At 74.8% G+C, this 26,657-nt stretch carries 25 protein-coding genes; 15 read left to right on the top strand and 10 right to left on the bottom strand.

Annotated features, from left to right (window positions below; translation table 11 throughout):
- The first annotated feature begins 414 nt into the window (after nucleotides 1-414).
- The 3 genes from PHK61_RS30585 to lipB are packed head-to-tail and all read left to right on the top strand — an operon-like array spanning nucleotide 415 to nucleotide 3,417.
- On the top strand, nucleotides 415-1,305 hold the full coding sequence (locus PHK61_RS30585; RefSeq protein WP_274284816.1) for a TIGR01777 family oxidoreductase: 891 nt from the start codon (nucleotides 415-417) through the stop codon (nucleotides 1,303-1,305).
- Entirely contained in the window at nucleotides 1,302-2,657 is a 1,356-nt protein-coding gene (locus PHK61_RS30590; protein ID WP_274284817.1) for an NAD(P)/FAD-dependent oxidoreductase, read from the top strand. Before PHK61_RS30585 ends, PHK61_RS30590 begins: the two co-directional genes overlap by 4 nt.
- Nucleotides 2,658-2,667: 10 nt before the next feature.
- Nucleotides 2,668-3,417 carry a lipoyl(octanoyl) transferase LipB gene (gene lipB, locus PHK61_RS30595; protein WP_274284818.1) on the top strand — a complete coding sequence of 250 codons (750 nt, stop codon included), beginning with the start codon at nucleotides 2,668-2,670 and terminating at the stop codon, nucleotides 3,415-3,417.
- Here lipB and PHK61_RS30600 read toward each other — a convergent pair.
- Nucleotides 3,389-4,066: a TetR/AcrR family transcriptional regulator gene (locus PHK61_RS30600; RefSeq protein WP_274284819.1), complete on the bottom strand. Its 678-nt coding sequence runs from the start codon at nucleotides 4,064-4,066 to the stop codon at nucleotides 3,389-3,391. The genes lipB and PHK61_RS30600 overlap by 29 nt on opposite strands.
- Before the next feature lie 146 nt (nucleotides 4,067-4,212).
- Between PHK61_RS30600 and PHK61_RS30605 the strand changes: the two genes are divergently transcribed.
- A complete protein-coding gene (locus tag PHK61_RS30605; protein WP_274284820.1) occupies nucleotides 4,213-5,121 on the top strand; it encodes an SMP-30/gluconolactonase/LRE family protein in 909 nt (302 codons plus the stop codon).
- A gap of 27 nt (nucleotides 5,122-5,148) precedes the next feature.
- Nucleotides 5,149-6,141 carry an LLM class flavin-dependent oxidoreductase gene (locus tag PHK61_RS30610; protein ID WP_274284821.1) on the top strand — a complete coding sequence of 331 codons (993 nt, stop codon included), beginning with the start codon at nucleotides 5,149-5,151 and terminating at the stop codon, nucleotides 6,139-6,141.
- Between the two features lie 7 nt (nucleotides 6,142-6,148).
- Here the strand turns inward: PHK61_RS30610 and PHK61_RS30615 are convergent, their stop codons facing one another.
- Nucleotides 6,149-7,081, bottom strand: coding sequence for an LLM class F420-dependent oxidoreductase (locus PHK61_RS30615; protein ID WP_274284822.1), 933 nt, complete (start codon nucleotides 7,079-7,081; stop codon nucleotides 6,149-6,151).
- Nucleotides 7,082-7,173: 92 nt separating this feature from the next.
- Here PHK61_RS30615 and lipA point away from each other — a divergent pair, with 92 nt between their 5' ends.
- Both lipA and PHK61_RS30625 read left to right on the top strand, forming a co-directional pair.
- The gene (gene lipA, locus PHK61_RS30620; protein ID WP_274284823.1) at nucleotides 7,174-8,193 is read left to right on the top strand and encodes a lipoyl synthase; all 1,020 of its coding nucleotides are present in this window, start codon (nucleotides 7,174-7,176) and stop codon (nucleotides 8,191-8,193) included.
- A gap of 31 nt (nucleotides 8,194-8,224) precedes the next feature.
- Nucleotides 8,225-8,971: a DUF4191 domain-containing protein gene (locus tag PHK61_RS30625; RefSeq protein WP_274284824.1), complete on the top strand. Its 747-nt coding sequence runs from the start codon at nucleotides 8,225-8,227 to the stop codon at nucleotides 8,969-8,971.
- A gap of 41 nt (nucleotides 8,972-9,012) precedes the next feature.
- On the opposite strand, the gene PHK61_RS30630 is transcribed toward PHK61_RS30625, so the two are convergent.
- Nucleotides 9,013-9,534 (bottom strand): RDD family protein, encoded by a 522-nt coding sequence (locus tag PHK61_RS30630; protein WP_274284825.1) that lies wholly within the window; start codon nucleotides 9,532-9,534, stop codon nucleotides 9,013-9,015.
- A gap of 230 nt (nucleotides 9,535-9,764) precedes the next feature.
- On the opposite strand from PHK61_RS30630, the gene glnA (PHK61_RS30635) reads away from it, so the two are divergent.
- Entirely contained in the window at nucleotides 9,765-11,186 is a 1,422-nt protein-coding gene (gene glnA / locus PHK61_RS30635; RefSeq protein WP_274284826.1) for a type I glutamate--ammonia ligase, read from the top strand.
- A 74-nt stretch (nucleotides 11,187-11,260) separates the two neighbouring features.
- Here the strand turns inward: glnA (PHK61_RS30635) and PHK61_RS30640 are convergent, their stop codons facing one another.
- Nucleotides 11,261-11,461, bottom strand: a complete 201-nt coding sequence (locus PHK61_RS30640; protein ID WP_274284827.1) for a hypothetical protein — start codon at nucleotides 11,459-11,461, stop codon at nucleotides 11,261-11,263.
- Nucleotides 11,462-11,485: 24 nt separating this feature from the next.
- Complete coding sequence (locus PHK61_RS30645) at nucleotides 11,486-11,830, bottom strand: hypothetical protein (RefSeq protein WP_274284828.1); 345 nt, start codon at nucleotides 11,828-11,830, stop codon at nucleotides 11,486-11,488.
- 197 nt (nucleotides 11,831-12,027) lie between these two features.
- On the opposite strand from PHK61_RS30645, the gene PHK61_RS30650 reads away from it, so the two are divergent.
- Genes PHK61_RS30650 through PHK61_RS30660 form a run of 3 tightly spaced genes read left to right on the top strand, consistent with a single transcriptional unit; the run spans nucleotide 12,028 to nucleotide 14,065 of the window.
- Nucleotides 12,028-12,447: a DUF6069 family protein gene (locus PHK61_RS30650; RefSeq protein WP_274284829.1), complete on the top strand. Its 420-nt coding sequence runs from the start codon at nucleotides 12,028-12,030 to the stop codon at nucleotides 12,445-12,447.
- A gap of 32 nt (nucleotides 12,448-12,479) precedes the next feature.
- Nucleotides 12,480-12,827, top strand: a complete 348-nt coding sequence (locus PHK61_RS30655; protein ID WP_274284830.1) for a YciI family protein — start codon at nucleotides 12,480-12,482, stop codon at nucleotides 12,825-12,827.
- 11 nt (nucleotides 12,828-12,838) lie between these two features.
- On the top strand, nucleotides 12,839-14,065 hold the full coding sequence (locus PHK61_RS30660; protein ID WP_274284831.1) for an RNA polymerase sigma factor: 1,227 nt from the start codon (nucleotides 12,839-12,841) through the stop codon (nucleotides 14,063-14,065).
- Between the two features lie 41 nt (nucleotides 14,066-14,106).
- Here the strand turns inward: PHK61_RS30660 and PHK61_RS30665 are convergent, their stop codons facing one another.
- Nucleotides 14,107-17,199 (bottom strand): bifunctional [glutamine synthetase] adenylyltransferase/[glutamine synthetase]-adenylyl-L-tyrosine phosphorylase, encoded by a 3,093-nt coding sequence (locus PHK61_RS30665; RefSeq protein WP_274284832.1) that lies wholly within the window; start codon nucleotides 17,197-17,199, stop codon nucleotides 14,107-14,109.
- Nucleotides 17,200-17,256: 57 nt separating this feature from the next.
- Between PHK61_RS30665 and PHK61_RS30670 the strand changes: the two genes are divergently transcribed.
- Entirely contained in the window at nucleotides 17,257-17,460 is a 204-nt protein-coding gene (locus PHK61_RS30670; RefSeq protein WP_274284833.1) for a DUF4177 domain-containing protein, read from the top strand.
- Here the strand turns inward: PHK61_RS30670 and glnA (PHK61_RS30675) are convergent.
- A complete protein-coding gene (glnA, locus tag PHK61_RS30675) occupies nucleotides 17,457-18,800 on the bottom strand; it encodes a type I glutamate--ammonia ligase (protein ID WP_274284834.1) in 1,344 nt (447 codons plus the stop codon). The genes PHK61_RS30670 and glnA (PHK61_RS30675) overlap by 4 nt on opposite strands.
- Nucleotides 18,801-18,848: 48 nt before the next feature.
- A complete protein-coding gene (locus PHK61_RS30680; RefSeq protein WP_274284835.1) occupies nucleotides 18,849-20,450 on the bottom strand; it encodes an alpha/beta hydrolase in 1,602 nt (533 codons plus the stop codon).
- A gap of 113 nt (nucleotides 20,451-20,563) precedes the next feature.
- Between PHK61_RS30680 and PHK61_RS30685 the strand changes: the two genes are divergently transcribed.
- Together PHK61_RS30685 and panB are read left to right on the top strand one after the other, a co-directional pair.
- Nucleotides 20,564-21,748, top strand: a complete 1,185-nt coding sequence (locus PHK61_RS30685; RefSeq protein WP_274284836.1) for a cytochrome P450 — start codon at nucleotides 20,564-20,566, stop codon at nucleotides 21,746-21,748.
- Between the two features lie 131 nt (nucleotides 21,749-21,879).
- Complete coding sequence (gene panB / locus PHK61_RS30690) at nucleotides 21,880-22,710, top strand: 3-methyl-2-oxobutanoate hydroxymethyltransferase (RefSeq protein WP_274284837.1); 831 nt, start codon at nucleotides 21,880-21,882, stop codon at nucleotides 22,708-22,710.
- Between the two features lie 44 nt (nucleotides 22,711-22,754).
- Here panB and PHK61_RS30695 read toward each other — a convergent pair whose 3' ends face one another.
- Both PHK61_RS30695 and PHK61_RS30700 read right to left on the bottom strand, forming a co-directional pair.
- Complete coding sequence (locus tag PHK61_RS30695; protein WP_274284838.1) at nucleotides 22,755-23,579, bottom strand: alpha/beta fold hydrolase; 825 nt, start codon at nucleotides 23,577-23,579, stop codon at nucleotides 22,755-22,757.
- Between the two features lie 62 nt (nucleotides 23,580-23,641).
- Nucleotides 23,642-26,431 (bottom strand): ATP-binding protein, encoded by a 2,790-nt coding sequence (locus PHK61_RS30700; protein ID WP_274284839.1) that lies wholly within the window; start codon nucleotides 26,429-26,431, stop codon nucleotides 23,642-23,644.
- Between the two features lie 25 nt (nucleotides 26,432-26,456).
- Here PHK61_RS30700 and PHK61_RS30705 point away from each other — a divergent pair, with 25 nt between their 5' ends.
- On the top strand, nucleotides 26,457-26,594 hold the full coding sequence (locus PHK61_RS30705) for a DUF3140 domain-containing protein (RefSeq protein WP_274284840.1): 138 nt from the start codon (nucleotides 26,457-26,459) through the stop codon (nucleotides 26,592-26,594).
- Nucleotides 26,595-26,657: the final 63 nt, after the last annotated feature.

A 26,657-nucleotide genomic window follows, 5' to 3' on the forward strand; every position in this document is an offset into this window, starting at 1 on the left:
ACGGCGCCATCAACGACCGGACATACCCGACCGCGCGAGCGCGCGGCTCACGACGTCCGAACCGCGGCCCAAGCAGCGCTTCGACCTGCGAGAACTCCTGCGCCCAGCCCTCGACCTCGGCCACTCCGACATCATCGCCCATCCACCAGACAAGATCTCATCCGGCGGTCCAGGCCAAGACGACACGCCGAGCCCGCGCACCGAAATCCGGCTGTAGTACTAGTCCGCGACACCCCTGAGGACCGAGGGGCGCCTTGGCTGCGTGGCACGCAGCGAAGGCGCCCCTCGCTCGTCGCGGGATCGGGCGCTCGCCGGGAGCGAGTGACTCCCGGAGTGCCTGCCAGGCAGCAAAGGACTCCCTCGCTGCACCCACCCCGGGTCGCGGCGTGACGGACACTCCGCGACGATCACCCCATGCGCGTCGTCATCGCCGGGTCCTCCGGGCTCATCGGCTCCGCTCTGGTCCCCCGCCTGCGGGAGGCGGGCCACGAGGTCGTCCGCCTGGTACGCCGGACGCCGCAGGCCCCCGACGAGCGGGGCTGGGACCCCGCCGCCGGCCACCTCGCGCCGGGCGCGCTCGAGGGCGCCGACGCCGTGGTCAACCTGTGCGGCGCCGGGATCGGCGACAAGCGCTGGACCGGGGCCCGCAAGCAGGAACTGCGCGACAGCCGCATGATCCCCACCGACGTGCTGGCGCGCGCGGTCGCCGAGCACGGGATCCCGACCATGGTCAGCGGGTCGGCGGTCGGCTGGTACGGCGACACCGGCGCGATGGCCGTCGACGAGACCGCGCGCCGGGGCCAGGGGTTCCTCGCCGACCTGTGCCGCGACTGGGAGGCGGCCACCGCGCCCGCCGCCGAGGCCGGCGCCCGCGTCGTGCTCGTGCGCACCGGGCTCGTGCTCTCGCCGTCGGGCGGGCTGATGGGGCGGATCAAGCCGCTGTTCCAGTTCGGGCTCGGCGGCAAGCTGGGTCCCGGTACCCAGTACTGGCCGTGGATCTCCCTCGACGACGAGGTCGGCGCGATCGTGTACGCGCTCGAGCACGACACCGTCGCCGGTCCGATGAACGCCACCGGCCCCGACCCCGTCACCAACGACGAGTTCACCCGCGTGCTGGCCGCGCAGCTGCACCGGCCCGCGCCGTGGCTCGTGCCCGGGTTCGCCATGCGCGCGGCGCTCGGCGAGTTCGCCGACGAGGGCGTGCTGGTCAGCCAGCGGGTGATGCCCGGGGTGCTGGAGCGGGAGGGCTTCGCGTTCCGCCACGCCACACTGTCCGAGGCCCTCGCGGCGGTGCTGGACGGATGAGCCCGGACGCGGAGCGTTCCGGGGAGCACGCCGGTGGGGGAGCCGGACCATCGACACCGCCGGACGCCGTCGACGTCGTCGTGGTCGGCGCGGGCCTCGCGGGCCTGCGCGCGGCGCGGACGGTGGCGCGGGCCGGGCGCTCGGTCGTCGTCTGCGAGGCCGGGGACGGGGTCGGCGGGCGGGTGCGCACCGACGTCGTCGACGGGTTCCTCGTCGACCGCGGCTTCCAGATCCTCAACACCTCGTACCCGGCGCTGCGCGCGAGCGTCGACCTCGACGCGCTGGACCTGCGCCGTTTCCTGCCCGGCGCGGCCGTGCGCGACCGCGACGGGCGCCTGCACCGCCTCGCCGACCCCCGCCGCGTGCCGACCTGGGCCCCGCGCACCGCGCTCGACGGGCTGCTCGGTCCCGGCGACAAGGCCCGCATCGGCGCGGTGACCCTGCGCTCGCTGCTCGTCCCGCCCCAGCGCCAGGCCCGCGCGCCGGAGCGCACGACCGCCGACGAGCTGGCCCACTGGGGTCTGGGCGGGGCGCCGACCGAGACGTTCCTGCGCCCGTTCCTCGCCGGCGTGCTGGGCGACCGCGACCTGGAGACGTCCTCGCGGGTCTTCTCGCTGTTCTGGCGCAGCTTCGCCCGCGGCGACCTGACGCTGCCCTCGCGCGGGATCGGCGCCGTGCCCGCCCAGCTCGCGGCGCGCCTGCCCGCCGGGACCGTGCTCACCGGGACGCCCGTCGAGCAGGTGGAGCCCGGCATGGTCCGCACCGCCCGCGGCAGCGTGCGTGCCGGCGCGGTGATCGTCGCGACCGAGGGCACGTCCGCGTCGGCGCTGCTCGCGGGGCGCGTGCCGCCGCCGCGCACGTTCGCGCTGACCACCCACTATCACGTCACCGCGGAGCCGCCGACCCGTCGGCCGCTGCTGCACCTCGACGGGGCGGGCGGCCCGATCGTCAACACCATGGTGCTCACCGCGCCCGCACCGTCCTACTCCCCCGACCACCGCCACCTCGTCGCCAGCACCGTGCTCGGCGCCGAGCCCCTGCCCGAGCGCACGCTGCGCGCCGAGCTCGCCCGCATCTGGGGCACGCCGGTCGGGGCGTGGGACGAGCTCACCACGGTGCGGGTGCCGCACGCGCTGCCCGCCGCGGTGCCGCCGACCCCGGCGGGGCTGCGCCGGCCGGTCGACGTCGGCGACGGCCTCTTCGTCGCCGGCGACCACCGGGACACCCCGTCGAGCCAGGGCGCGCTGGTCAGCGGACGGCGAACGGCGCAGGAGGCCGTGCGGTACCTGGGCGGGACGCGGAGCAGTCAGGGGACCACGCCGATAGGGGAGCCGGACCCGTCGCAGGGGTAGCGTCGGCGCCGTGAGTCGCTCCAGCCGCGCCGCCCGCGAGCCCGTCGAGGTCCACGAGCTCGGCACCGTCGACTACCTCGAGGCCTGGGAGCGCCAGCGCGCGCACGCCGACGCGCGGGTGGCGGGCACCGGCGGCGACGTCCTCATGCTGCTCGAGCACCCCTCGGTCTACACCGCGGGGCGTCGCACGCTGCCCGAGGAGAAGCCCCTCGACGGCACGCCGGTGATCGACGTCGACCGCGGCGGCAAGATCACCTGGCACGGTCCCGGGCAGCTCGTCGGCTACCCGATCATCCGTCTCGCGGAGCCGGTCGACGTGGTCGAGCACGTCCGGCGCCTCGAGCAGGCGCTCATCGCCGTGTGCGACGGGTACGGCCTGGCCGTCGGGCGGATCGGCGGCCGCAGCGGGGTCTGGCTGCCCGCCGACGATCGCGGCCCCGCCCGCAAGGTCGCGGCGATCGGCGTGCGCGTGGCCCGCGGGGTGACGCTGCACGGGTTCGCGCTCAACGCCGACCCCGACCTCGCCGCGTTCGGCGCGATCGTGCCCTGCGGCATCCGCGACGCCGGCGTCACCAGCCTCACCGCCGAGCTCGGGCGCCACGTCACCGTCGACGAGGTCCGCGACGACACGCGCGACGCCGTGCTGGCCGCCCTCGACGGCACCCTGGAGATCACCGACCGCACGCTGCCGACCCCGGCCGAGGAGGCCCGCGACGTCACCGTCGGCGGGCTCACGGTCCGGGTGGGCGCGGCGCGCTGAGCCCCGGCGCGTCGATCATGCGCAGCGCCAGCTCGGCGTAGCACTCGCCGAGGAACTCCGGGGAGTCCGCGCCGTCGAGCCGGTACCAGCGGACGAGGTCGATCCCCAGGGACATGATCGCGCGCAGGGCGCGGTTGACGTCGGGCACGTCGAACAGGCCCTCCGCCGCACCCCGCTCGACCGCGGCCCGCAGCGTCGCGGTGAAGCGCGCCCGCAGGTCCAGCACGGTGGCGCGGTGCTGCGGGTCCAGCGCGGCGAGCTCGTACTGGCACACCCGCGCGACCGTGTGGTGCCGCGCGTGCCAGGTCACGAGCGCGGCGACCAGCCGGCGCACGTGCTCGCGGGCGTCGCCCTCGCCCGGCGCCGCGACGAGGGCCTCCAGGGCCCGTTCGTGGCCCGTGCGCGTGATCTCGTAGAGCAGCTCCTCCTTCGAGGCGAAGTGCACGTAGAGCGCACCCGGGCTCAGGCCGACGCCGGCGGTGATGTGGCGGGTCGTCGTCGCGTGGTAGCCGAGGTCGGCGAAGCAGCGCACCGCCGAGTCGAGCAGCGCGCGGGCGGCCGGCGTGGTCCGCGGACCCCAGAAGCCGTCCGGGACCGCCCGGTGCTCGTCACGCGCCTCCCGCGCCTCCCGTGCCTCCCACGCCCCCACGTGCCCTCCCGCGTGACCGTTGACACAGCCGCCATCTGAGGTAACTATGCGCTCAGTCACAGTAGCGCACCAGCCCTCCGGCGACCGGAACACGAGCCAGCGTCGAGGGGATCCCGAGGGCCGGGCGGTCGCGAGGAGGCTCACGGATGGCGCACGGTCGGACCTCGGACAGGCAGCTCACCGTCGTGCTCGACGGCTGGTCGTACCTCGAGTGCCCGCGCTGGCACGACGGCCGCCTGTGGGTCTCGGACTTCTACACCGAGCAGGTCGTCTCCACCGACACCCGCGGCGACGTCCGGGTCGAGGCCGAGGTCCCCCAGCAGCCGTCCGGGCTGGGCTTCCTGCCCGACGGACGCCCGCTGCTCGTTTCCATGCGCGACCACCGGCTGCTGGTGCGCGACGCCGGCGGTGGGCTCACCGAGCATGCGGACCTCTCCGGCGCCGTGAGCGGGGTGCTCAACGACATGCTCGTCGACGAGCGCGGCCGGGCCTTCGTCGGCAACTTCGGCTTCGACCTCATGGGCGGCGAGGCCCTGCGCGACACCACCCTCACCCGCGTCGACCCCGACGGGACCGTCACGACCGTGGCGAGCGATCTCGCCTTCCCGAACGGCATGGTGCTGCTGCCCGGCGGCGTCCTCGTGGTGGCCGAGACGTTCGCGGGCCGCCTGACCGCGTTCGACGTCACCGACGAGGGCGAGCTCGCGGGGCGGCGGGTCTGGGCCGCGTTCGGCGAGCCCCCGCGCACCACCGACGTCGGCGAGGCCGTCGGGCAGCTCGAGGTCGCCCCGGACGGCATGTGCGCCGACGCCGAGGGCGCCATCTGGGTCGCGGACGCCCTGCACGGGCGCGTGCTGCGGGTCCGCGAGGGCGGCGAGGTCGTCGAGGAGATCGCCACCGGCACCGGTGTGTTCGCCTGCATGCTCGGCGGCGACGACGGTCGCACCCTGTTCCTCTGCGCGGCGCCCTCGTTCGCCGAGCACGAGCGGCGCCCGGTCCGCGAGGCCCAGCTGCTCGCGGTGCGCGTGGACGTGCCGCACGCCGGCCTGCCCTGATCCGCCCGACCGCGAGGAGCAGAACACATGGACGTGTCCGTCGCCTTCCCCACCGCCCTGAGCTCGCCGGACGACATCGCGCTCGCCGAGGAGCTGGGCTACGCCCGGGCCTGGGTCTACGACACCCCGCAGCAGAGCCCCGACGTCTGGATGACCCTCGCGCTCGCCGCCGAGCGCACCGAGCGGATCGGGCTCGGGCCGGGCGTGCTCGTGCCGACCCTGCGCCACCCCATGACCAACGCGGCCGCCACGGCGACCCTCGCCGCGCTCGCCCCGGGCCGCGTCGCCGTCGCCTTCGGCACCGGGTTCACCGGGCGCCGCGCGATGGGCTACCGCGCGATCCCGTGGTCGTTCATGGACGCCTACATCCGCACCTACCGCGCCCTGCTGCGCGGCGAGGTCGTGGAGTGGGAGGGCGCGCAGATGCAGATGCTCCACCCCGACGGCCACGCGCCCGCCCGGCCCGTCGAGGTCCCGGTGCTGGTCGGCGCCCTCGGGCCCAAGGGCGACGCCGTGGCGCGCGAACTCGGCGACGGGCTGTACGTCACCCTCGCGCAGCCGGAGTTCATGACGGCGTACTCCTGGGTGCCCTACCTGGCCTGGGGCACCGTGCTCGACGAGGACGAGGCGCAGGACTCCGACCACGCGAAGGTGGCCGCCGGCCCGGGCTGGGCGCTCGCCTACCACGGCGCCTACGAGTTCGGCGGGCCCGACGCGGTCCGCGAGCTGGTCGGGGGCGACGCGTGGATGGACACGGTCGAGAAGGCCCCCGACGGTCGACGCCACCTCGCCGTCCACGTCGGGCACTGCGTGGAGCTCAACGACGCCGACCGCGCGGCGTGGGACACCGGCGGCCACGCGATGCTGCGCGACGCGACGCTCTCCGGCACCCGCAGCCAGGTCCGCGACCGCCTCGACGAGCTCGGCGCGCAGGGCATCACCGAGATCGTCTTCCAGCCCTGCGGGCCGGACACCCGCCGCGAGCTCGAGCGCTTCCACGACGCCGCGACGTCACGCTGAGCGGGCCCTACAGCTTCGCGGCCACCTCGGCGGCGATCAGGTCGAGGTGGTCGAGGTCGGAGAGGTCGAGCACCTGGAGGTAGACCCGCTCGAGGCCGGCGCGCTCGCGGAACGTCCCGAGCTTGTCGACGAGCTCGGCGGGCGTGCCCGCGAGCCCGCTGGCGCGCAGCTCCCCCGGGTCGCGGCCGATGGCGGCGGCGCGCCGGGCGACCTCGGCGTCGTCGCGCCCGGCGCACACGACCTGCGCGGTCGAGCGGCCCAGGGTCGCGGGGTCGCGCCCGAGGTCGCGGCAGGCGGCGTCGACCCGCTCCTGGCCGGCGACGAGGTCGTCGAGCCCGACGAAGGGCATGTTGAACTCGGTCGCGTAGGTCGCCGCGAGCACCGGGGTGCGGTGACGGCCGTTGCCGCCGACGATGATCGGCGGGTGCGGGGTCTGGGCCGGCTTGGGCAGGCCGGGGCTGTCGTCGAACGTGTAGTGCTCGCCGTGGTGGGTGTACTTGACGCCCACCGGCGTGCGCCACGACCCGGTGAGGATCTCCAGCTGCTCGGTGAGCATGTCGAAGCGCTCCCCCAGCGGCGGGAACGGGATGCCGTAGGCGCGGTGCTCGGCCTCGTACCACCCGGTGCCGATGCCGAGCTCGATGCGCCCGCCCGACATCTGGTCGACCTGGGCGACCGCGATCCCGAGCGGGCCGGGCAGCCGGAACGTCACCGCCGTCATCAGCGTGCCGAGGCGGATCGTGCGCGTCTCGCGGGCGAGCGCGGCGAGCGTCACCCAGGCGTCGGTCGGGCCGGGCAGGCCGTTGGCCTCCCCCATGGCGAGGTAGTGGTCCGACCGGAAGAAGGCCTCGAACCCGGCGTCCTCCGAGGCACGCGCCACGCGGAGCAGGTCATCGTAGGACGCGCCCTGCTGCGGCTCGGTGAAGATCCGGAGGTCCACACGATCAGGGTAGTCATCCCGTCACGTTCCGAACCGTCCCCCCGGGGTCGCGTCCGCCGACCGCGTGCGCCGAGCGGCGTAGGGTCGGGGGCGTGACGGTCGCTCCTGAAGGACGGAAGATGTTGCGGCTCGAGGTCCGCAACTCCCAGACGCCCATCGAGCGCAAGCCGGAGTGGATCCGCACGCGCGTGGCCACCGGACCGAACTTCACCGAGCTCAAGGGCCTGGTGAAGGGCTCGGGCCTCGCCACCGTGTGCGAGGAGGCCGGCTGCCCGAACATCTTCGAGTGCTGGGAGGACCGCGAGGCCACCTTCCTCATCGGCGGCGAGCAGTGCACCCGGCGCTGCGACTTCTGCCAGATCGACACCGGCAAGCCCTCGCCGCTGGACACGACGGAGCCGCGCAAGGTCGCCGAGTCGGTCCACCAGATGGGGCTGCGCTACTCGACGATCACCGGTGTCGCGCGTGACGACCTCGACGACGGCGGCTCGTGGCTCTACGCCGAGACGGTGCGCCAGGTGCACGACCTCAACCCCGGCACCGGCGTCGAGCTGCTGATCCCCGACTTCGACGGGCGCGCCGACCAGCTCGGTCCCGTCTTCGAGGCCGCCCCCGAGGTGCTCGCGCACAACCTCGAGACGGTGCCGCGCATCTTCCGGCGCATCCGCCCCGGCTTCCGCTACGAGCGCTCGCTGGACGTCATCCGCCAGGCGCGCGCCGCCGGGCTGGTGACCAAGTCGAACCTCATCCTCGGCATGGGCGAGACCCCCGAGGAGGTCACCGGCGCGATGCAGGACCTGGTCGACGCCGGCTGCGAGCTGCTCACGCTCACCCAGTACCTGCGCCCGAGCCTGCGCCACCACCCCGTCGAGCGCTGGGTCAAGCCCGAGGAGTTCGTCGAGCACCGCGATGCCGCGCTCGCCATGGGCTTCCCCGGTGTCATGGCCGGGCCGCTGGTGCGCTCGTCGTACCGGGCCGGGCGGCTCTACGCCCAGGCGAAGCTGGCGCGCGGCGAGGAGCTCCCCGCGGGCATGGCCGAGCTCGCCGACGAGGGCCCGGCCCGCCAGGAGGTCGGCGAGGTCCTGGCGCGGACGGGCCGGACGCACGCCTGACGTCAGGCCCCCGTAGGGCAGAATGGGGCCCATGGCGAAGCAGGGCTCCGGCGCGGCGAGCAAGGAAGAGAAGAAGGCCGCCAAGCAGGCCGCGAAGGCGGCCCGTCGCGAGCGGTTCCGCCAGATCTGGCAGGCGTTCCAGATGCAGCGCCGCGAGGACAAGGCGCTGCTCCCGCTGATGATCGGCGCGGTCGTCGTCACCGCGCTGGTCCTGTTCGGCATCGGCCTGCTGATCGGCCAGGAGTGGTTCCTGCTGCCCACGGGCGTGCTGCTCGGCGTCCTCCTCGCGATGATCATCTTCGGTCGGCGCGTGCAGAAGAACGTCTACGCGAAGGCCACCGGCCAGCCCGGCGCCGCCGGCTGGGCGCTCGACAACATGCGCGGCCAGTGGCGCGTCACCCAGGCCGTCGCGGGCACCACCCAGCTCGACGCCGTGCACCGCGTCATCGGCCGGCCGGGCGTCGTCCTCGTCGCCGAGGGCGCCCCCCACCGCACCAAGAGCCTGGTCGCCCAGGAGAAGAAGCGGGTCGCGCGCATCATCGGCCAGGTGCCGATCTACGAGGTGATGGTCGGCGAGGAGGAGGGCCAGGTGCCCCTCGCCCGGCTGCAGCGCCACATGACCAAGCTGCCGCGCAACATCGACAAGGCCCAGATGGAGACCGTCGAGAAGCGCCTCGCCGCCCTGGCCAACCGGGCCGGCCCGGCGATGCCGAAGGGCCCGGTGCCGCGCAACGCCCAGCAGCTCAAGGGCATGCAGCGCACCGCTCGTCGCCGCTAGGGAGACGAAGCGGAGCGGGAGCTCGACCCTCGAAGGGGCGGTCAGCGGGACTTCACTACGACCGTGCGGCTCGCGCGGTCCTGGACGCCGCGCGAGTCGCGGTCGACGATCAGCGCGGGGATCACGAAGAACAGCGACGCCGTGCGCACCAGCGTCCAGAGCAGCCCGACGCCCGGGCGCTCGGGGCGGTCGAGGCGCACCACACGCATGCCCAGCAGCACCATCGCGGGCGTCGCGCCCACCACGGCCACCGGCACGACCATGAGGACCGCCCAGGTCAGCAGGCTCCAGTTCTGCGGCAGCGCCGGGTAGGTGAACAGGGCCGCGAGGACGCCCGCGAGCACCGCGTCGAGCAGGAACTGGGCGCCGCGGCGGCCCAGCGTCGCCACCGACCCCGGCCCCTGCTCGGGCAGGCCGAAGCGCTCGCCGGGATACCCCTCCTCGAGGGCCCCGGGCGCCGTCTCCCGGGTCGTCTCCCGGGTCGTCTCCCGCGCTGCGGGCGGCTCGGTCGGCGCCCGCCCGTCGCCGCCCGACCCCTCGAGCCATTCCCGGAACCACGCCACCGTGACAGGCTACGGCGGTCGGGGGCGGGGGGTGGTGAGTCACCACACGACCACCCAGCGCTCGTTAACTGCTGTGAAACATGCCGGTGACGGCCGAGCAACAGCGCCGACCTAGCGTCGGGATCACCAGGATCGGTCACGGTCGGCGCCCCCGATCAGTGGGTACGGTGCGATCCGCTGACGACTCGACCCCCGTCGTCCCCGGCAAGCGTGTGAAGGAGCCACCGAGGGTGTTCAACAACCAGGACGAGGTCTTCAAGTACATCTCCGACGAGGGGGTGAAGTACGTCGACGTCCGCTTCTGCGACCTGCCTGGGCAGATGCAGCACTTCACCGTGCCGGCGTCGGAGTTCGACGAGGACGTCTTCACCACCGGGCTGGCCTTCGACGGCTCGTCGATCACCGGCTTCCAGAGCATCAACGAGTCGGACATGACGCTGCTGCCCGACGTGGCGACGTCGCGGCTCGACCCGTTCCGGGCGCAGAAGACGCTGAACGTCAACTTCTTCGTCCACGACCCGCTCACGCTCGAGGCCTACAGCCGCGACCCGCGCAACGTCGCCCGCAAGGCCGAGAAGTTCCTCTCGACCGTCGACGTGGCCGACACCTGCTTCTTCGGCCCCGAGGCCGAGTTCTACATCTTCGACTCGGTGCGCTACGAGTCGAAGGCCAACGGCACGTTCTACGAGGTCGACTCGATCGAGGGCCACTGGAACACCGGCCGCGACGAGATCGGCGGCAACAAGGGCAACAAGGTCAACATGAAGGGCGGGTACTTCCCCGTCGAGCCGACCGACCAGAGCTCCGACCTGCGCGCCGCCATCGGCACCAACCTCATGAACTCGGGCTTCGAGCTCGAGAAGCTGCACCACGAGGTGGGCACCGGCGGCCAGGCCGAGATCAACTACAAGTTCAACACCCTGCTGCACGCCGCGGACGACCTCCAGCTGTTCAAGTACATCGTCAAGAACACGGCGTGGCAGGCCGGCAAGTCGGTCACCTTCATGCCGAAGCCGCTGGCCGGCGACAACGGCTCGGGCATGCACTGCCACCAGTCGCTGTTCAAGGGCGGCGAGCCGCTGTTCTACGACGCCAACGGCTACGCGGGCCTGTCGGATCTGGGCCGCCACTACATCGGCGGCATCCTGCACCACGCCCCGAGCCTGGTGGCCTTCACCAACCCGACGGCGAACTCCTACCACCGCCTGGTGCCCGGCTTCGAGGCCCCGATCAACCTGGTCTACTCGAACCGCAACCGCTCGGCGTGCGTCCGCATCCCGATCACGGGTGACAACCCGAAGGCCAAGCGGCTCGAGTTCCGCTGCCCCGACTCGTCGGGCAACCCGTACCTGGCCTTCGCCGCCATGATGATGGCCGGCCTCGACGGCATCCGGAACAAGATCGAGCCGCCGACGCCGATCGACAAGGACCTCTACGAGCTGCCCCCCGAGGAGGCGGCGAGCATCGCGCAGGTCCCGGCGAGCCTCGACGCGGCCCTGAACAACCTCGAGGCCGACCACGACTACCTGCTCGAGGGCGGCGTGTTCACCTCGGACCTCATCGAGAAGTGGGTCGAGCTCAAGCGCGACGACGTCACGGGCCTGCGGCTGCGTCCGCACCCCTACGAGTTCGAGCTGTACTACAACTGCTGATCCTGCCCGACGGCCGGTAGCCGACCAGCACCGAGCGGCCCGGTCACCCCGCGGGGTGACCGGGCCGTCGTGCGTCACCGCACCCGGCCCCTGCGGACCCGCAGCACGGCGAGGGTGACGAGCACGATGCCCAGCACGCCGAGGGCGAAGAGCACGATCCCGACGGCCGGGTTCGGCGTGAACGTGAAGACGAGGCCGACGACCAGGAGCACGGCGCTGATCACCCAGCCGATGACGCAGCCGCGCATGGTGGTGAGGCCGAGAGCCGAGAACATGCCCGCCATGCTGGCACGACCGGCTCAGCGACCACGGGGACCGTCCTGTGATCTCTTGTCGGGCACGTCCTCGCGCGGGGACAGGGCCGCCGCGACGACGTACTGGTAGACGTAGCGGATCTCCTCCCCGCGCCGCACCGGCAGGCACACCCAGCCGACCCACTCCCCCGTCGTCGTGCGCCGCCAGGCCAGCAGCTCGCCGGGGACGCGGCTCTGGAGGTCGACGCCCTCGGGCATCGGGCGCACCGGCTTCTCCCGCGGGCGCGGGTAGGCGATCGCGAGGTCGACCCAGACCCGCTTGACCTCGTCGCGCTGCAATGCGCCGGAACGGTCGTTGCGGCGCTGCGCCGGCCCCCGGTCATCGAACACGTGTTCGATGGTCGGCCATCGGCGCCCGACACGCCAGCCGCACGGCCGGGTGTCCCCGGAGATGGCGGCACAGCTCACGGCCGTCCGAGAGATTCTTCCCGGGTTTCTCCCCGGGTGATGTCGAACGGCGGCGACCGGGTTCGTCGCGTGGGTGAGGGACCGGTACGGAGCCGGTCACCATGCACCCGGAGGCCACGATGTCCGTCACCACCGCCACCCCCGCCGTCACCGCCCCCACCGCCGGCCGCACCCTGCCCCTGGTCCGCGACGGGCTGGCCGCCACGGCCGTCGCCGCCGTCGCGACCGCGGCCGTCGCCGCCGCGGGCGAGCTCGCCGGCATCGGCGCCGTGGTCGGCGGCATGCCGATCCCGGCGTCCGGGTTCGCCGTGCTCACCGCGATCTTCTCGGTGGTCGGCGTGGTGCTCGCCCTGGGCCTGGCCCGCTGGGCGCGCCGCCCGCGCACGACCTTCGTCCGCACCACCGTCGTGCTCACCGTGCTGTCGCTGGTGCCCGACGTCGTCGCGGACGCCTCGGTGACCACGAAGGTGCTGCTGATGCTGACCCACGTCGTGGCCGCTGCGATCGTGATCCCGGCCGTCGCGCGCCGGCTGTCCTGACCACCGCCCCACCGAGACGCGAGGAGAGCGCCGTGCACTACCTGATGGGTGTCCGGATCGACGAGAGCGTGCTCCCGTACTCCGACGAGGAGATGGAGGAGTCCTACGCCCGGGTCGGGGCGGTGAACGACGAGATGAAGGCGGCCGGCGTCTGGGTGTTCGGCGGCGGGCTGCGGCCCTCCGACAGCGCCACCGTGGTCCGCGTCGAGAACGGCCGGACGGCCATGACCGACGGACCCTTCGCCGAGACGAAGGAGCAGCTCGGCGGGTTCTACGTCATCGAGGTCGACGACCTCGATGCCGCGCTGGCCTGGGCCGAGAAGTGCGCCGAGGCGTGCCGCGTGCCCATCGAGGTGCGCCCGTTCGACGGCATCGCCTGAGGGGAGCCCCGTTGCACGTCGCCGACCTCACGGACGTCTACCGGGCCGAGTACGGCCGCTGCGTGGCCACCCTGACGCGGCTGCTGGGCGACATCGGGCTCGCCGAGGAGGCCGTGCAGGACGCGTTCGCGACGGCCGTGCGCGCCTGGGAGGAGGAGCCGCCGCGCAACCCGGGCGCCTGGATCGTCACCACGGCCCGCCACCGCGCCCTCGACCGCCTGCGCCGCGAGTCGACCCGCGAGTCCCGCCACGCCCAGGCGCTGCTGCTGCAGACACCCGACGAGCCCGAGGAGGTGGGACCGGTGCGCGACGACCAGCTCCGCCTGATCTTCACCTGCTGCCACCCCGCGCTCTCGCCGCTCGCGCAGACCGCGCTGACCCTGCGCCTGCTGGGCGGGCTCGAGGTGCCCGAGATCGCGCGGGCCTACCTGGTGCCCGAGGCGACGATCTCCCAGCGCATCGTCCGCGCGAAGAAGAAGATCCGCGACGCCGGGATCCCCTACCGGGTGCCCGGCGCCGCCGAGCTCCCCGACCGCCTGGACCCCGTGCTCACGGTGCTCTACCTCGTGTTCAACGAGGGCTACACGTCCACCACGGGCGAGCTGGTCCGCACCGACCTGTGCCGGGAGGCCGTCCGGCTGGCCCGCGCGCTCGCCGACCTCATGCCCGACGAGCCGGAGGTCCTCGGGCTGCTGGCGCTGCTGCTGCTCACCGAGGCCCGCCGGCCCGCGCGGGTCGGCCCGTCCGGCGAGCTGGTGGTGCTCGCCGAGCAGGACCGGTCGCGGTGGGACCCCGAGCTCATCGCCGAGGGCCACGCACTGGTGCGCCGGTGCCTGCGCCGCGGTCGCCCGGGGCCCTACCAGCTGCAGGCGGCCATCAACGCCGTGCACACCGACGGCCCGGCCACCGACTGGACGCAGGTGCTGGCGCTCTACGACCAGCTGCTCGAGCACGTGCCGACCCCGATCGTGGCGCTCAACCGCGCGGTCGCCGTCGCCGAGGTGCACGGGCCGGCCGCGGCGCTGGCCGCCGTGGACGCCCTGGAGATCCCGGGCTACCACCTGCTGCCCGCCACCCGCGCGGACCTGCTCGCGCGCCTCGGCCGCCCCGCGGACGCCGTCGCCGCCTACACCGAGGCGATCGCCCTCGCCACGAACGACACCGAGCGCGCCTTCCTCGAGACGCGACGGGCGCGGCTGGCGGACACGCCCGGGGAGACCCCTGCCCCGACCGGGTAGCTCCACGCACACCGGACAGGGCGGCGCTTCGGGGGCGGCGCTCAGTCGACCAGGTAGAAGATCCGGTCGACGACGGCGCGGGCGCGGCGGGTGAGGCGCCGGTACTCGTCGAGGAACTCGCCCGGGTCGTCGTCCGGGTCGTGGCCCAGCGCCGAGGCGACGGCGGCGAGGTCGCGGCCGGAGCGCGGGACCTCGTCGGTCGGCCGGCCGCGGACCAGGGTCGCCGCGCCCCGGGCGTGGGTGGCCATCGTCCAGCCCGCGGCGAGCTCGTCGGCGTCCCCCGGCTCGATCAGGCCCGCCTTCGCCGCCGCGGCGAGCGCCTCCAGCGTCGAGGGCGTGCGCAACGACGGGACCGCGCCGGCGTGCTGGAGCTGGATCAGCTGCACGGTCCACTCGACGTCGGCGAGCCCGCCGGTGCCGAGCTTGGTGTGCAGGGCCTTGTCCGCGCGGCGGGGCATGCGCTCGTTGTCGACGCGTGCCTTGATCCGGCGGATCTCGCGCGCCTTCTCGTCGGGCAGCCCGTCGGCGGGGTACCGGTAGGGGTCGATGACCTCGACGAACGCGGCGCCGAGGGCCTCGTCGCCCGCCACCGGCCTCGCGCGCAGCAGCGCCTGGAACTCCCAGGTGTCGGCGAGCTTCGCGTAGTACTGCCGGTAGGAGTCGAGGGTGCGCACGAGCGGACCGCTCTTGCCCTCCGGCCGCAGCTTCGTGTCCACCTCGAGCGGCGGGTCCGGGCTCGGCGCGCCCAGGGCCGACACGGTCGCCTCCGCGACGGCCTTCGCGTATCGGACCGCCTCGGCGTCGTCGACCCCGTCGGCGGGCTCGCAGACGAACAGCACGTCGGCGTCCGACGAGTAGCCGAGCTCGCCGCCGCCGAGGCGCCCCATGCCGATGACCGCGATGCGCGCGGGTGCCTCGCCGTCACCGACCTGGCCCCGCTCCGCGGCCGCGAGCGCGGCCTGCAGCACGGCCACCCAGATGCTCGACAGCGCGGTGCAGACGGCCGACACGTCGAGCAGCCCGAGCAGGTCGGCGCACGCCACGCGGACCAGCTCGATGCGGCGCATGGAGCGCCCGACCTGACCCGCCGAGTCGGGGTCGGTGTGGCGGGCGACGGCGCGGCGCAGGGAGGCGGCCACGTCCTCGGGCCGCCGCGCGACGAGGTCGGCGTTCGGCCCGTCGCCGGCGAGCAGCCGCAGCACCTCGGGGGTGCGTGGCATCATCTCGGCGACCCAGCGCGAGGTGCCCAGCACCCGCATCAGGCGCTCGGCCGCGATGCCCTCGTCGCGCAGGTAGCCCAGGAACCAGGGCGTGTCGGCGAGGGCCTCGGAGACCTTGCGGTAGGCGAGCAGCCCGTGGTCGGGGTCGGCCGAGTGCCCCAGCTCGTCGAGCAGCACCGGCAGCAGCGCGCGCTGGATGCGGCTGGCCCGGCTGACGCCGCTGGTCAGCGCCTGAAGGTGGCCGAGCGCACCCTGCGGCGAGGTCCAGCCCAGCGCCTTGAGCCGGCGCATCGCCGACTCCGAGGTCAGGACGAGGTCCTCGCCCGGCACGCGCGCCACCGACTCGAGCAACGGGCGGTAGAAGAGCTTCTCGTGCAGGCGCCGTACGCGCACCGTGTGCCGCGAGCGCTCGTGCTGCAGCACCCCGACCGCGTCGCGCGTGCCGTCGGCGCGGAGCTTGGCGGCGCGGGCGAGCCAGCGCAGGCCGGCGGTGTCGTCGTCGGGCGGGAAGAGGTGCGTGCGGCGCATCTTCTGCAGCTGCACGCGGTGCTCGAGCAGGCGCAGGAAGCGGTACGACGCGGCGAGGTTGGCGGCGTCGTCGCGACCCACGTAGCCGCCGTCGGCCAGCGCCGCGAGTGCGGTGAGGGTGTTCTGGCTGCGGATCGTCTCGTCGCCGCGGCCGTGGACCATCTGCAGCAGCTGCACGGCGAACTCGACGTCGCGCAGCCCGCCGCGCCCGAGCTTGAGCTCGCGGTCGGCGTGCTCGGCGCGGATGTGGTCGACGACCCGGCGGCGCATCGCCCGCACGTCGGCGACGAAGTCGTCGCGGTCGGCGGCGCTCCACACCATCGGCGCGAGCGCCTCGCAGTACTCGCGGGCCAGCGGGTCGTCGCCGGCCACCGGGCGGGCCTTGAGCAGCGCCTGGAACTCCCAGGTCTTCGCCCAGCGCTCGTAGTAGGTGACGTGGCCCTCGAGCGTGCGCACGAGCGCGCCCTGCCGGCCCTCGGGACGCAGGTTGGCGTCCACCTCGAGGAACGCCTCGGTGGCGATGCGCATCATCGTCGAGGCGAGCCGGGTGGCGACGTCGGTGGCACCCTCGGCCACGAAGATCACGTCGATGTCGCTGACGTAGTTGAGCTCGCTCCCGCCGCACTTGCCCATGCCGATCACCGCGAGGCGGCACGGCAGCGGATCGCCCGGCTCACGGTCGTCCTTGGTGCCCAGCGCGTCGGCGATCGTGGCGTCGGCGACGGCGAGCGAGGCCCGCAGGCCCGCGGCGGCGAGGTCGGCGAGCTGGGCGGCGACGACCTCGACCGGGACGACGGGCAGGTCGGGCTCGCACACCGCCTGCAGGTCCGCGGCGGCCAGCAGGAGGACCTCGTCGCGGTAGGCCAGGCGCAGCACCCCGATGCCGTCCGTCTCGAGGACGCCGGCACGCGGCGGGCCGTCCCCGGTGCGCTCGGCGCCGACCGCGTCGAGCAGCGTGCGCGTCCGGTCGTCGAGGTCGGGCAGCTCCGAGGCGTCGTACGTGCGCCCCGGGGTGCCCTGGCTGCGCAGCGAGCGCCAGCGGTCGGGGCGGGCGACGAGGTGGTCCCCGAGCGCGGTCGAGCCCCCGAGGACGCCGAACAGCCGCCCGCGCAGGCCCTGGTCGGTCCGCAGCGCCTCGGCCAGCGCGGACCACTCCTGCTCGCCCATCGCCTCGCGCAGCCGCTCGAGCGCCAGCAGCGCGAGGTCCGGGTCCGGGCTGCGGGCCAGCGCCCACACGGTGAGCTCGGCGTCGGGGACGGGGGCGTCGCCGTCCCAGAACCCGAGCGCGGCGAGGCGCGGGCCGGCGTCGGGATCGGTGAGCCCGAGCCGCGCGGGCGCGCGTCCCGTCCGGTCCCGGCGTGGGCTCCCCGTCGCGGCCTCGGTCATGCCCCGAGGATTCCAGCTCGCCGGGGACCCGGCGCGCCCGCTGGCAGGATCGAGGACATGCAGCGCTTCGAGTACAAGGTCGTCCAGCTCCGCGAGAGCCTGATGGGCGGCAAGCTGTCCGACGACAGGCTCGAGAAGGTCCTCAACAAGGAGGCCTCCGAGGGCTGGCAGCTCAAGACGATCACGAGCGCCGACGTCAAGGGGCGGGTCGGCCCGGGCGGCGTCGACGGGCTGCTGGTCACGTTCGAGCGCCCGGTCTAGAGGGTCGGCAGGTACGTCGCCAGCTCGTAGGGGGTGACGTTGCGGCGGTACGCGTCCCACTCCGCGCGCTTGTTGCGCAGGAAGAAGTCGAAGACGTGCTCGCCGAGGATCTCGGCCATGAGCTCCGAGCGCTCCATCGCCGCGAGCGCGCCGTCGAGGTTCTGCGGCAGCGTCTCGTAGCCCATCGCCCGGCGCTCCCCCTCGGAGAGCATCCAGACGTTGTCCTCCGCGGCCGGCGGCAGCTCGTAGCCCTCGGCCACGCCCTGCAGGCCCGCGCCGAGGATCACCGCGTACGCGAGGTAGGGGTTGGCCGCCGTGTCGATGGTGCGCACCTCGACCCGCCGCGACGACGCCTTGCCCGGCGAGTACATCGGCACGCGGACCAGCGCCGAGCGGTTGGCGTGGCCCCAGCACACGGTGGTCGGGGCCTCGCCGCCGACGATGAGGCGCTTGTAGGAGTTGACGAACTGGTTGGTCACCGCGGAGATCTCGCGGGCGTGGCGCAGGATGCCCGCCACGAACGCCTTGCCCGTCTTGGAGAGCTCGTAGGGCTCGGCGGCGTCGTGGAAGGCGTTCTGGTCGCCCTCGAACAGGCTGATGTGCGTGTGCATCGCCGAGCCCGCGTGCTCGGTGAACGGCTTGGGCATGAAGGACGCGCGCACCCCCTGGGTGATCGCGACCTCCTTGACGATGTAGCGGAAGGTCATGATGTTGTCCGCCATCGTCAGGGCGTCGGCGTAGCGCAGGTCGATCTCCTGCTGGCCCGGCCCGCCCTCGTGGTGGCTGAACTCCACCGAGATGCCCATGGCCTCGAGCGACTCGATCGCCCGGCGCCGGAAGTGCGGCGCCGCGTCGTGGCTCGCCTGGTCGAAGTAGCCGCCGGTGTCGGCGGGGACCGGCGGCGTGCCGTCGCCCGGCAGGTCGCGCAGCAGGTAGAACTCGATCTCCGGGTGCACGTAGCAGGTGAACCCGGCCTCGGCGGCCCGCGAGAGCCCGCGGCGCAGCACGTGGCGCGGGTCGGCCCAGGACGGCGAGCCGTCGGGCATCGTGATGTCGCAGAACATCCGCGCCGAGAAGTGCCCGCCGCCCGCGGTCTCCCAGGGCAGCACCTGGAACGTCGCCGGGTCGGGCTTCGCGACCATGTCCGACTCGTAGACGCGGGCGAAGCCCTCGATCGCCGAGCCGTCGAACCCGATGCCCTCGGCGAACGCGCCCTCGAGCTCGGCGGGCGCGACGGCCACCGACTTGAGGTAACCGAGCACGTCGGTGAACCACAACCGCACGAAGCGGATGTCGCGCTCCTCCAGCGTGCGCAGGACGAACTCCTGCTGGCGATCCATGGGGCCGACCCTAAGCGCGCTGTGTGACGCCGGGAAGGCGGGGCTGGGTCACGTCGCCGGACAGGTGGCGCCGGGCGGCGCCGGCGTGCCGTCCACGAGGTAGCGGGTCGCGATGTCGTCGACACACGGCGAGTTCTGGAACACCGCCGTGTGCTCGTCGCCGATCTTGGTCAGCAGCGAGCCGCCCAGCGCGCGGGCCAGCTCGACGCCGGCCTGGTAGGGCGTCGCCGGGTCGCCGGTGGTCGAGACGACCAGGGGCGGCGCGAGGCCCGGGACCTGCGGGATGTGGGGCTGGCTGGTGGGCGGCACCGGCCAGAAGGCGCAGCTGTCGCGCGCCGCGGACGCCCCGCGCCCGCTGTCGAGGAACGGCGCGGCCTGGTTGTAGGCCTGGGCGCGCGTGAGCGACTGGGCGGGGTCGGTGACCCGCGGGTCGTCGACGCAGCGGATGGCCTCGAAGGCGTCCTGGTTGGAGGCGTAGGTGCCGTCGGGGTTCCGCTCGTAGTACTCGTCGGACAGCGTCATCAGCTGGGCGCCCTGGCCCGCGCGCAGGTCGGTCAGCGCGCGGTTCAGGCGCGGCCAGTACGCCTCGACGTAGAGCGCGTTGATCGTGCCCTGCTGGGCGTCGCCGTAGGAGAGCACGCGCCCGTCGGGCAGCGGGAGCGGCGCGTCGATCAGCGGGCGGGTCAGCTGCTGGTAGGCCGCCGTGGTCTGCGCCGGGTCCTGGCCCAGGGGGCAGTTCGGGCGGGTGGTGCAGTCGCGGGCGAAGGCGTCGAACGCCCCCTGGAAGCCGCGGCCCTGCTCGATCAGCTCGACGGTCGGATCCTGGTCGGGGTCGAGCGCGCCGTCGAGGACCATCGCCCGCACGTTGCGCGGGAACTGCTCGGCGTACGTCGAGCCGATCCGGGTGCCGTAGGAGTAGCCGAGGTAGGACAGCTGCGCGTCCCCGAGCGCCGCCCGCAGCACGTCCATGTCGCGCGCGACGTCGCGGGTGCCGACGTTCGCGAGCACGTCGACCCCGGTGCGCTGGGCGCAGCGGTCGACGGTCTGGCGCTCCTCGGCCTCGGTCTGCGCCACCCCGGCCGGCGAGGAGTCCGTGTCGTCGTCGCGACGGTCGGCGTCGCGCTCGGGGCCCTCGAGGCAGCGGATCCCGGGCTCGCTCTTCCCGACGCCCCGGGGGTCGAAGCCGACGACGTCGAAGCGGCGCCCGACCTCGGTCGGGGCCAGCGACGTCGACAGGTACGCGGCGGTCTGGATGCCCGAGGCCCCCGGTCCGCCCGGGTTGATGACGAGCGACCCGATCCGCTGGGGCGAGGCCGGGGCGGCGTGACGCAGGACGGCGATCGTGCCGGTGCGCCCGTCGGGCTGCGCGTAGTCCAGCGGGACCTCCATCCGCGCGCACTGCAGCGCGGGGTCCGCGTAGATCTGGCGGTCCTCCTCGGTGGCCGCGAACGGCGCGCACGGGCCCCAGGCCAGCTGCTGGGTGTAGAAGCGCTCCAGCCCGGGCGGGGCGCTCGCGGCCGCGTCGGGCACCGCGACCCCCGGGACGACCTGCGCGCACGCCCCGAGCACCACGGTCGCGGCCCCGAGGACGGCGGTGACGAGGGTGCTGCCCCGGCGTCGGAGGGGGCGTCGGCGGGAGGTGGCGCGCACGGCGGTCACCTTCCCACGGCGACCGTGATCGTCCGGTGACGGGCACCTTTACAGCGGCGGTGCGGCCGCCCGACCCTGGTCGCCTCCCCTGGTGGTGCGATCCGAGGAGTGCGATGACCGCGACGGCGGACTGGGTCGACGTCGCGGCGATGCTCCGCGACCCCTACGACACCTACGACCGCCTCCGGGCGCAGGGCACCGTGGTGCGGGTGCCGGCCCTGCGGCGCCACCTCGTCACCGGGTTCGCCGCGTGCCGCGCCGTCGAGGCCGACCAGGTGACGTACACGGCGGACGTGGGCGGGAGCGGCGCGACGATGGCGCGGGCGCTCGGCGCGAAGCCCATGCTGCGCAAGGACGACCCGGCGCACGAGACGGAACGCGCGCCGATCAACCCGGGGCTGCGGGCCAAGAGCGTCCGCGCGTCCTGGGCGCCGCGCTTCGCGCACAACGCGGCGACCCAGCTCGACGTGCTGCGCGAGCGCGGCCCGGACCGCGCCGAGCTCAACCGCGACTACGCGGCGCCGGTGGCGGCCCGGAACCTCGTCGACCTGCTCGGGCTCCCCGAGGTCACCCCCGAGCAGATGCAGCGCTGGTCCCACGCGTTCATCGCCGGGGTCGGCAACCTCGGGGACGACGCGGACATCTGGGCCCGGTGCGACGACGCCCAGCGGGAGGTCGACGAGCACCTCGACGCGCTGCTCCCGCACCTGCGGCGCCACCCGGACCCGTCGATGACCTCGGCGCTGGTCAACGCCGGGCTCCCCGAGCCCGCGGTGCGGGCGAACGTGAAGCTGACGATCTCGGGCGGCATGAACGAGCCCCAGCACATGATCACCAACATGGTGTGGGCGCTGAGCCGGCACCCCGAGCAGCGCGACCGCGTCCTCGCCGACCCGTCGCGGTGGTCGGCGGTGTTCGACGAGGCGCTGCGGTGGCTCTCCCCGATCGGGATGTACCCCCGCGAGACGACCCGGGACACGGTGCTCGACGGCGTCGAACTGCCCCGCGGCACGGTGCTCGGTGTCGTCGTCGGCGCAGCGAACCGCGACCCGGCCGTGTTCGAGCACCCCGAGCGCTTCGACACCGCCCGCTCCGAGCGCGCGCACCTGGGCTTCGGCAGCGGGGTGCACCTCTGCCCCGGGCACTGGGCCGCCCGCATCGGCGTCGGCGAGATCGCGGTGCCGCGGCTGTACGCGGCGCTGCCCGGCCTGCGGACCGACACCCGCCGCGAGGAGGCCTGGTTCGGCTGGGTGTTCCGCGGCCTCACCGACCTCCCGGTGACGTGGGACGGGTCCTGACCGGGTCGCCGCTGTGAGGCTGGTCCCAGCGAGCGGTCGGCGCGCTCGCGCGGTGACACCGTGTGCTCATCCACCCCGACGACCCGGGGACCCGCCGCTCTCGGCGGGCCTCGAGGCAAGGACGGACGACGATGACGTCACCCTCTCCGGCGCGCCCGCGACGCACCCGCGTGCACCACCTCCGGGAGATGAAGGCCCGCGGCGAGCGCTGGCCGATGCTCACCGCATACGACGTGAACACCGCGCGGATCTTCGACGAGGCGGGTGTGCCCGTCCTCCTCGTCGGCGACTCGGCGGGCAACACCGTGCTCGGCTACGACACGACGGTCCCGGTGACCACTGAGGAGCTGCTGATCCTCACCCGCGCCGTGGTGCGCGGCGCGCCGCACGCGCTGGTCGTCGCCGACCTCCCGTTCGGCAGCTACCAGGTCTCGGTCGAGCAGGCCGTCGCCACCGCGGTCGAGTTCATGAAGGCCGGCGGCGCCCACGCGGTGAAGCTGGAGGGCGGCGCGCACTACGCGGACCGCATCCGCGCGATCGTCGACGCCGGCATCCCGGTCATGGCGCACGTGGGCTTCACCCCGCAGAGCGAGCACGCCCTCGGTGGCTACCGGGTGCAGGGCCGCGGTGACGACGCGGCCGAGCGGCTCCTCGCCGACGCCCGCGCGGTCACGGAGGCCGGCGCCTTCGCGGTGGTGCTCGAGATGGTGCCGGCCCACGTGGCGAAGCGGGTGACGGCCGAGGTGCCGATCCCGACCGTCGGCATCGGGGCCGGGCCGGAGACCGACGCGCAGGTCCTGGTGTGGACCGACATGGTCGGGCTGTCGGACCCGTCGCGGCGCACCCCGAAGTTCGTCAAGCGCTACGCCGAGATGGGCTCGGTCCTCGCGGACGCCGCGAGCACCTACGCCCGCGAGGTCCGCGAGGGCTCCTTCCCCGGCCCCGAGCACAGCTTCGACTAGCAGCCCCTGTGAGTGATTTCCGGGGCTATGGCCCCGGAAAGCACTCACATGGCGTCGGCGATCAGACGGGCGACCGCGGGCGGGTCCTCGAGGGTCATGGCGTGCCCGACGCCGGGCAGGACGACCAGCTCGGCGCCCGGGATCCACCCGGCGAGCGCCCGGGTGGTCTCCTCGTGGGCCGTCGTCGCGGGGCTGTCCCCGTAGACCAGCGTCGTCGGTGCCGTGACGCGCGCCGCGGTCGGCTCGTCGATCGGCCACTCCATCGCGGCGACGACCTCGTCGGTGAGGAAGAAGCGGGAGTCGCGCAGCAGCCGCTCCACCGCGTCGGCGCCGAGCCGCTCCCGGACGAGATCCGCCCATCCGGGGCCGCACACGCCGGTCATGAACGCGTCGGTGGCGCCGCGGAAGTCCCCGGCCTGGGCCGCCCCGATCGCCGGCCCGACCGCGGTACGGACGAGCTCCTCGGCCGACGGCCCGGCCGGGCTCGGGGCCGGCTCGAGCAGGACGAGGCGTTCGACGGTCCCGGGCGCGTCGATCGCGCCCTGCAGGGCCATGCTCGCGCTGGAGGAGTGCCCGACCCAGGTGGCGCGCTCGATGCCGAGCCCGCGCAGCAGCCCGCGGGCGTGGCGGGCGTGGTCGGCGAACGTCACGTGGCCCTCGGGGGTCGAGCTCTCGCCGTAGCCGGCGCGCTGCATCTCCACGAGACGCACCCCGTCGAGGGCCGGCTCGTCGAACACCCGCGAGAACCACTCGCCGAAGCCCCCGGCGTGCAGGAGCAGCACGGGCGCGCCCGTGCCCCGTTCGCGATAGCGCAGGCGGACACCTTCGACCTCGACGGTGCCCGTGGTGATGTCGTGTGTCGTGGTCATGGCGTCGAGCCTGGCGAGACGGCGGCGCGGGCGACTCCGTGCGGCACACGGATCCAGCGGGGTCAGTCCGTGAGCCGGCTCCGCAGGTCCCCCCGATCCGCCGCGCCCGTCTTGGCCAGCAGGTTGCCGACGTGGGTCTCGACGGTGCGCCGGGACAGGTAGAGGCGGCTCGCGATCTCCGGGTTCGCCAGGCCCTCGCCGACCAGCCGCAGGACCTCCATCTCCCGCCCGGTGACGCCCAGCGCGCGCAGGTCCGGTGGGACGTCGGTGCGGTCGCGCTGCGGGCGCGGCACGAGCGCGCCGAGCCGGTGCAGCCGCTCGCGGCACCAGCGCGTCAGGCGGACCTCGTCGGTGCCGGCGGCCCAGGCCAGGATCTCGTGCAGGACGGGGACGGGGTCACCCAGCACGGGGTGCTCGATCAGGTAGGCGCGCAGCAGGTGCCGGAAGAACGGCCGGTGGACCAGGAGCTCGTCGCCGGCGAGGAGCTCGGGCGCGGGGTCGGCGCCCCGCGCGGCGGCGGCCACGGCGTCGCAGTAGTGCAGGGCTCCGCGGTTGAGCGACTGGACGAGCACGTCGGAGGCCCGCAGCTCCTCGCGCGGTCCGTCGTCGTCGGGCGCGAGCGCGGTCCGCAGCAGCGCCCGTTCCCCCCACGACGGGGGCGCGTTCGCGCCCTCGGCGCGTCGCAGCAGGTCGACCGCGGCGTCGAACCAGGGCACGGCGCCCGGGGTGTCGCCGGCGAGCCAGCGGTCGTGGGCCTGCGCGAGGGCGCGGGCGCTCTCCACGTGCACGGGGTGCGCCGAGAGCGCGGCCGCCTCGGTGAACAGCGCGTCGGTCTCCGCCATCCGGTCGGCGAACACCAGCCCGCGCGCGACGAACCCCAGCGCGTGCCCCCGCAGGCCGCGCAGCCCGAGGCGGCCGGCGCGCTCCGCGCACCGCTGCGCCTCCACGCCCGACGCGACGGGGCCCCGGGTGCCGTTCTCGACGGCGATCAGCTGCAGCTCGAGCATCGTCGCCGTCGCGAGCATCCCGGCCTCGCGCGCGAGCTCCGCGCCGCGGCGCAGCGAGGCGCCGTCACCGGTGCCGAACAGGTCGGCCACGCCGAGCTCCGAGAGCGCGCGGATGCGCCAGTCGGTGAGCCCGTGCCGCTCGGCCAGGTCGGCCGCGCGCCGGAACGCCGCCGCCGACCGCTCCGGGTCGGCGCGCCGGTGCGCCCGGCCGACGACCTCGAGCGCCTCGCACGCGGCCTCCGGGTGCTCGGTGTCCTCGACGGCGAGCGCGGCGAGCCGCAGCGCCTCGCCGACCGCGCCGGCGTCGAGCGCCACGTGCGCGGCGAGCGCGAGCACCCGCGGGTCGTCGGGGTCGCCGGCGCCGTCGAGGAAGGCCCGGGCCTCGTCGAGGCGCTCGGCGGCGACGCAGGCGCGGGCCAGCGCCACGGCCAGCGCGGTGCGGGGCCCGCCGGCCGCGGCGCCGAGCAGGTGCGCACCGACCGCGAGCGCGTCGTCGGTCCGCGCGGCCAGGGCGAGCACCTCGACCCGCTCCACCGCGACGGGCACGCGGTGGCCCTCCCCCGCCAGCGCCGTCGCCTGCTCCAGGACGCCGAGGGCGGCGGCGGGCGCGCCGGCCGCGCGATGCTCGCGGGCGTGGCGGAGCAGGAGGGCGGCGGCGCGGTCGGGGTCGCCGCCGCGGGCGTGCAGCTCGGCGACCCGCGCCAGGGCCGGCCCGGCGAGGTCCGGCCGGTCCAGCGCGGCCGCGGCGCGCGCGGCGAGCACCGCGCGCTCGGGGCCCGTGAGCCCGGCGAGGACCGCGTCCTGGGTCAGCGCGTGGCGCCACCGCAGCGCCCCGTCCGGCCCGGTGACGAGCAGGCGGGCGTCGACGGCGCGCCGCAGTGCCCCCGCGGCGGCGTCGGCGCCGGCCCCGACGGCGGTGGGCAGCAGGTCCCACGGGAGCTCGCGCCCGAGCAGGGCGGCCACCCGGACGACGTCGCGGTCGGCGGGGTCCAGGGCGGCGACGCGTTCGGCGACCGTCTCCGCGAAGGCCTCGGGCACCTCGGTCGGCAGCGGGCCCGGCGCCCGCCAGCGGCCGTCGCGCCAGGCGATCGCACCGAGCTCGGCCAGCCGGGCGGCGAGCTCCTCGACCAGCAGCGGCAGGCCCTCGGCGGCGCCGACGACGTGCTCGCGGACCTCGGCGGACAGCGCGCCGCCGACCACCGCCTCCGCCAGCCGTGCGGCGTCGCCGGCGTCGAGGCGGCCCAGGTTCACCGTCGCGACCCCCGTCGCCCGCCGCAGCGGCGCCAGTCCCGGCGGCGGGTGCTCGTCGGAGCGCACCGACCCGAGCACCCGGACCCGGCTGCCCCCGAGGCGGCCGGCGAGGTACTCCAGGACGGCGAGGGTGTCGCGGTCGGCCCAGTGCAGGTCGTCGAGCACCACGAGCACGCGGCCCTCCCCCGCGATCACCCCGAGCAGCTCGCCGACCGCCTCGCCGAGCACGAGCACCGGGTCGACCAGGTGCGACGCGTCGGGCGCGCCCGCGATCCAGGCGGGCAGGATGCGGGCGAGCACCGGGCGGAAGGCGGCGACCCGCTCGTCGCGCCCGAGCGCCGGATCCGCGGCCGGGGCGAGCGCCTCGGCGAGCGGCCGGAACGCGCCGCCGCCCGGGACCGCGTGGCCCCGCAGGACCCGGGCCCCCGCCCGCGCGGCCCGGCCCGCGACCTCGTCGAGCAGCCGGGTCTTCCCGCTGCCCGCCTCGCCGGCGAGCAGGGTGACCCCGCCCCCGCCCGAGAGCGCCGCGGCCACGAGTGCGCCCAGCTCGTCGTCGCGCCCGACGAGTGGTGCACCGCCCGGACCTGCCTGCACCGGGTCAGCGTGGGTAACCGGGCCGGTGACCGACAAGAGCACCGGTCAGATCCGCTCCGAGCTCGACGACGACGACCTGGCGGCGATGACGGAGGTCCACGGGTACGTCGCGCGGCACCGGGAGCAGGAGCCGTCGCAGGAGGAGCTCACGACCTTTGTGTGAGCACGTGGCTAGGGCGTGTCTCCTGAATCTTGAGCGTGATGTCGGCGAGCATGCTGGCCGTGG

Origin of the sequence: Actinomycetospora lutea (assembly GCF_028737205.1) — a bacterium.
GTDB classification, from domain to species: Bacteria; Actinomycetota; Actinomycetes; order Mycobacteriales; family Pseudonocardiaceae; genus Actinomycetospora; species Actinomycetospora lutea.

Bases quoted from the DNA above. Each gene is read 5' to 3' on its own strand.
- PHK61_RS30585 (WP_274284816.1), top strand. From the start codon at position 415: ATGCGCGTCGTCATCGCCGGGTCCTCCGGGCTCATCGGCTCCGCTCTG.
- PHK61_RS30590 (WP_274284817.1), top strand. From the start codon at position 1,302: ATGAGCCCGGACGCGGAGCGTTCCGGGGAGCACGCCGGTGGGGGAGCC.
- PHK61_RS30605 (WP_274284820.1), top strand. From the start codon at position 4,213: ATGGCGCACGGTCGGACCTCGGACAGGCAGCTCACCGTCGTGCTCGAC.
- PHK61_RS30610 (WP_274284821.1), top strand. From the start codon at position 5,149: ATGGACGTGTCCGTCGCCTTCCCCACCGCCCTGAGCTCGCCGGACGAC.
- PHK61_RS30625 (WP_274284824.1), top strand. From the start codon at position 8,225: ATGGCGAAGCAGGGCTCCGGCGCGGCGAGCAAGGAAGAGAAGAAGGCC.
- PHK61_RS30640 (WP_274284827.1), bottom strand. From the start codon at position 11,461: ATGTTCTCGGCTCTCGGCCTCACCACCATGCGCGGCTGCGTCATCGGC.
- PHK61_RS30650 (WP_274284829.1), top strand. From the start codon at position 12,028: ATGTCCGTCACCACCGCCACCCCCGCCGTCACCGCCCCCACCGCCGGC.
- PHK61_RS30665 (WP_274284832.1), bottom strand. From the start codon at position 17,199: ATGACCGAGGCCGCGACGGGGAGCCCACGCCGGGACCGGACGGGACGC.
- PHK61_RS30670 (WP_274284833.1), top strand. From the start codon at position 17,257: ATGCAGCGCTTCGAGTACAAGGTCGTCCAGCTCCGCGAGAGCCTGATG.
- glnA (WP_274284834.1), bottom strand. From the start codon at position 18,800: ATGGATCGCCAGCAGGAGTTCGTCCTGCGCACGCTGGAGGAGCGCGAC.
- PHK61_RS30685 (WP_274284836.1), top strand. From the start codon at position 20,564: ATGACCGCGACGGCGGACTGGGTCGACGTCGCGGCGATGCTCCGCGAC.
- panB (WP_274284837.1), top strand. From the start codon at position 21,880: ATGACGTCACCCTCTCCGGCGCGCCCGCGACGCACCCGCGTGCACCAC.
- PHK61_RS30695 (WP_274284838.1), bottom strand. From the start codon at position 23,579: ATGACCACGACACACGACATCACCACGGGCACCGTCGAGGTCGAAGGT.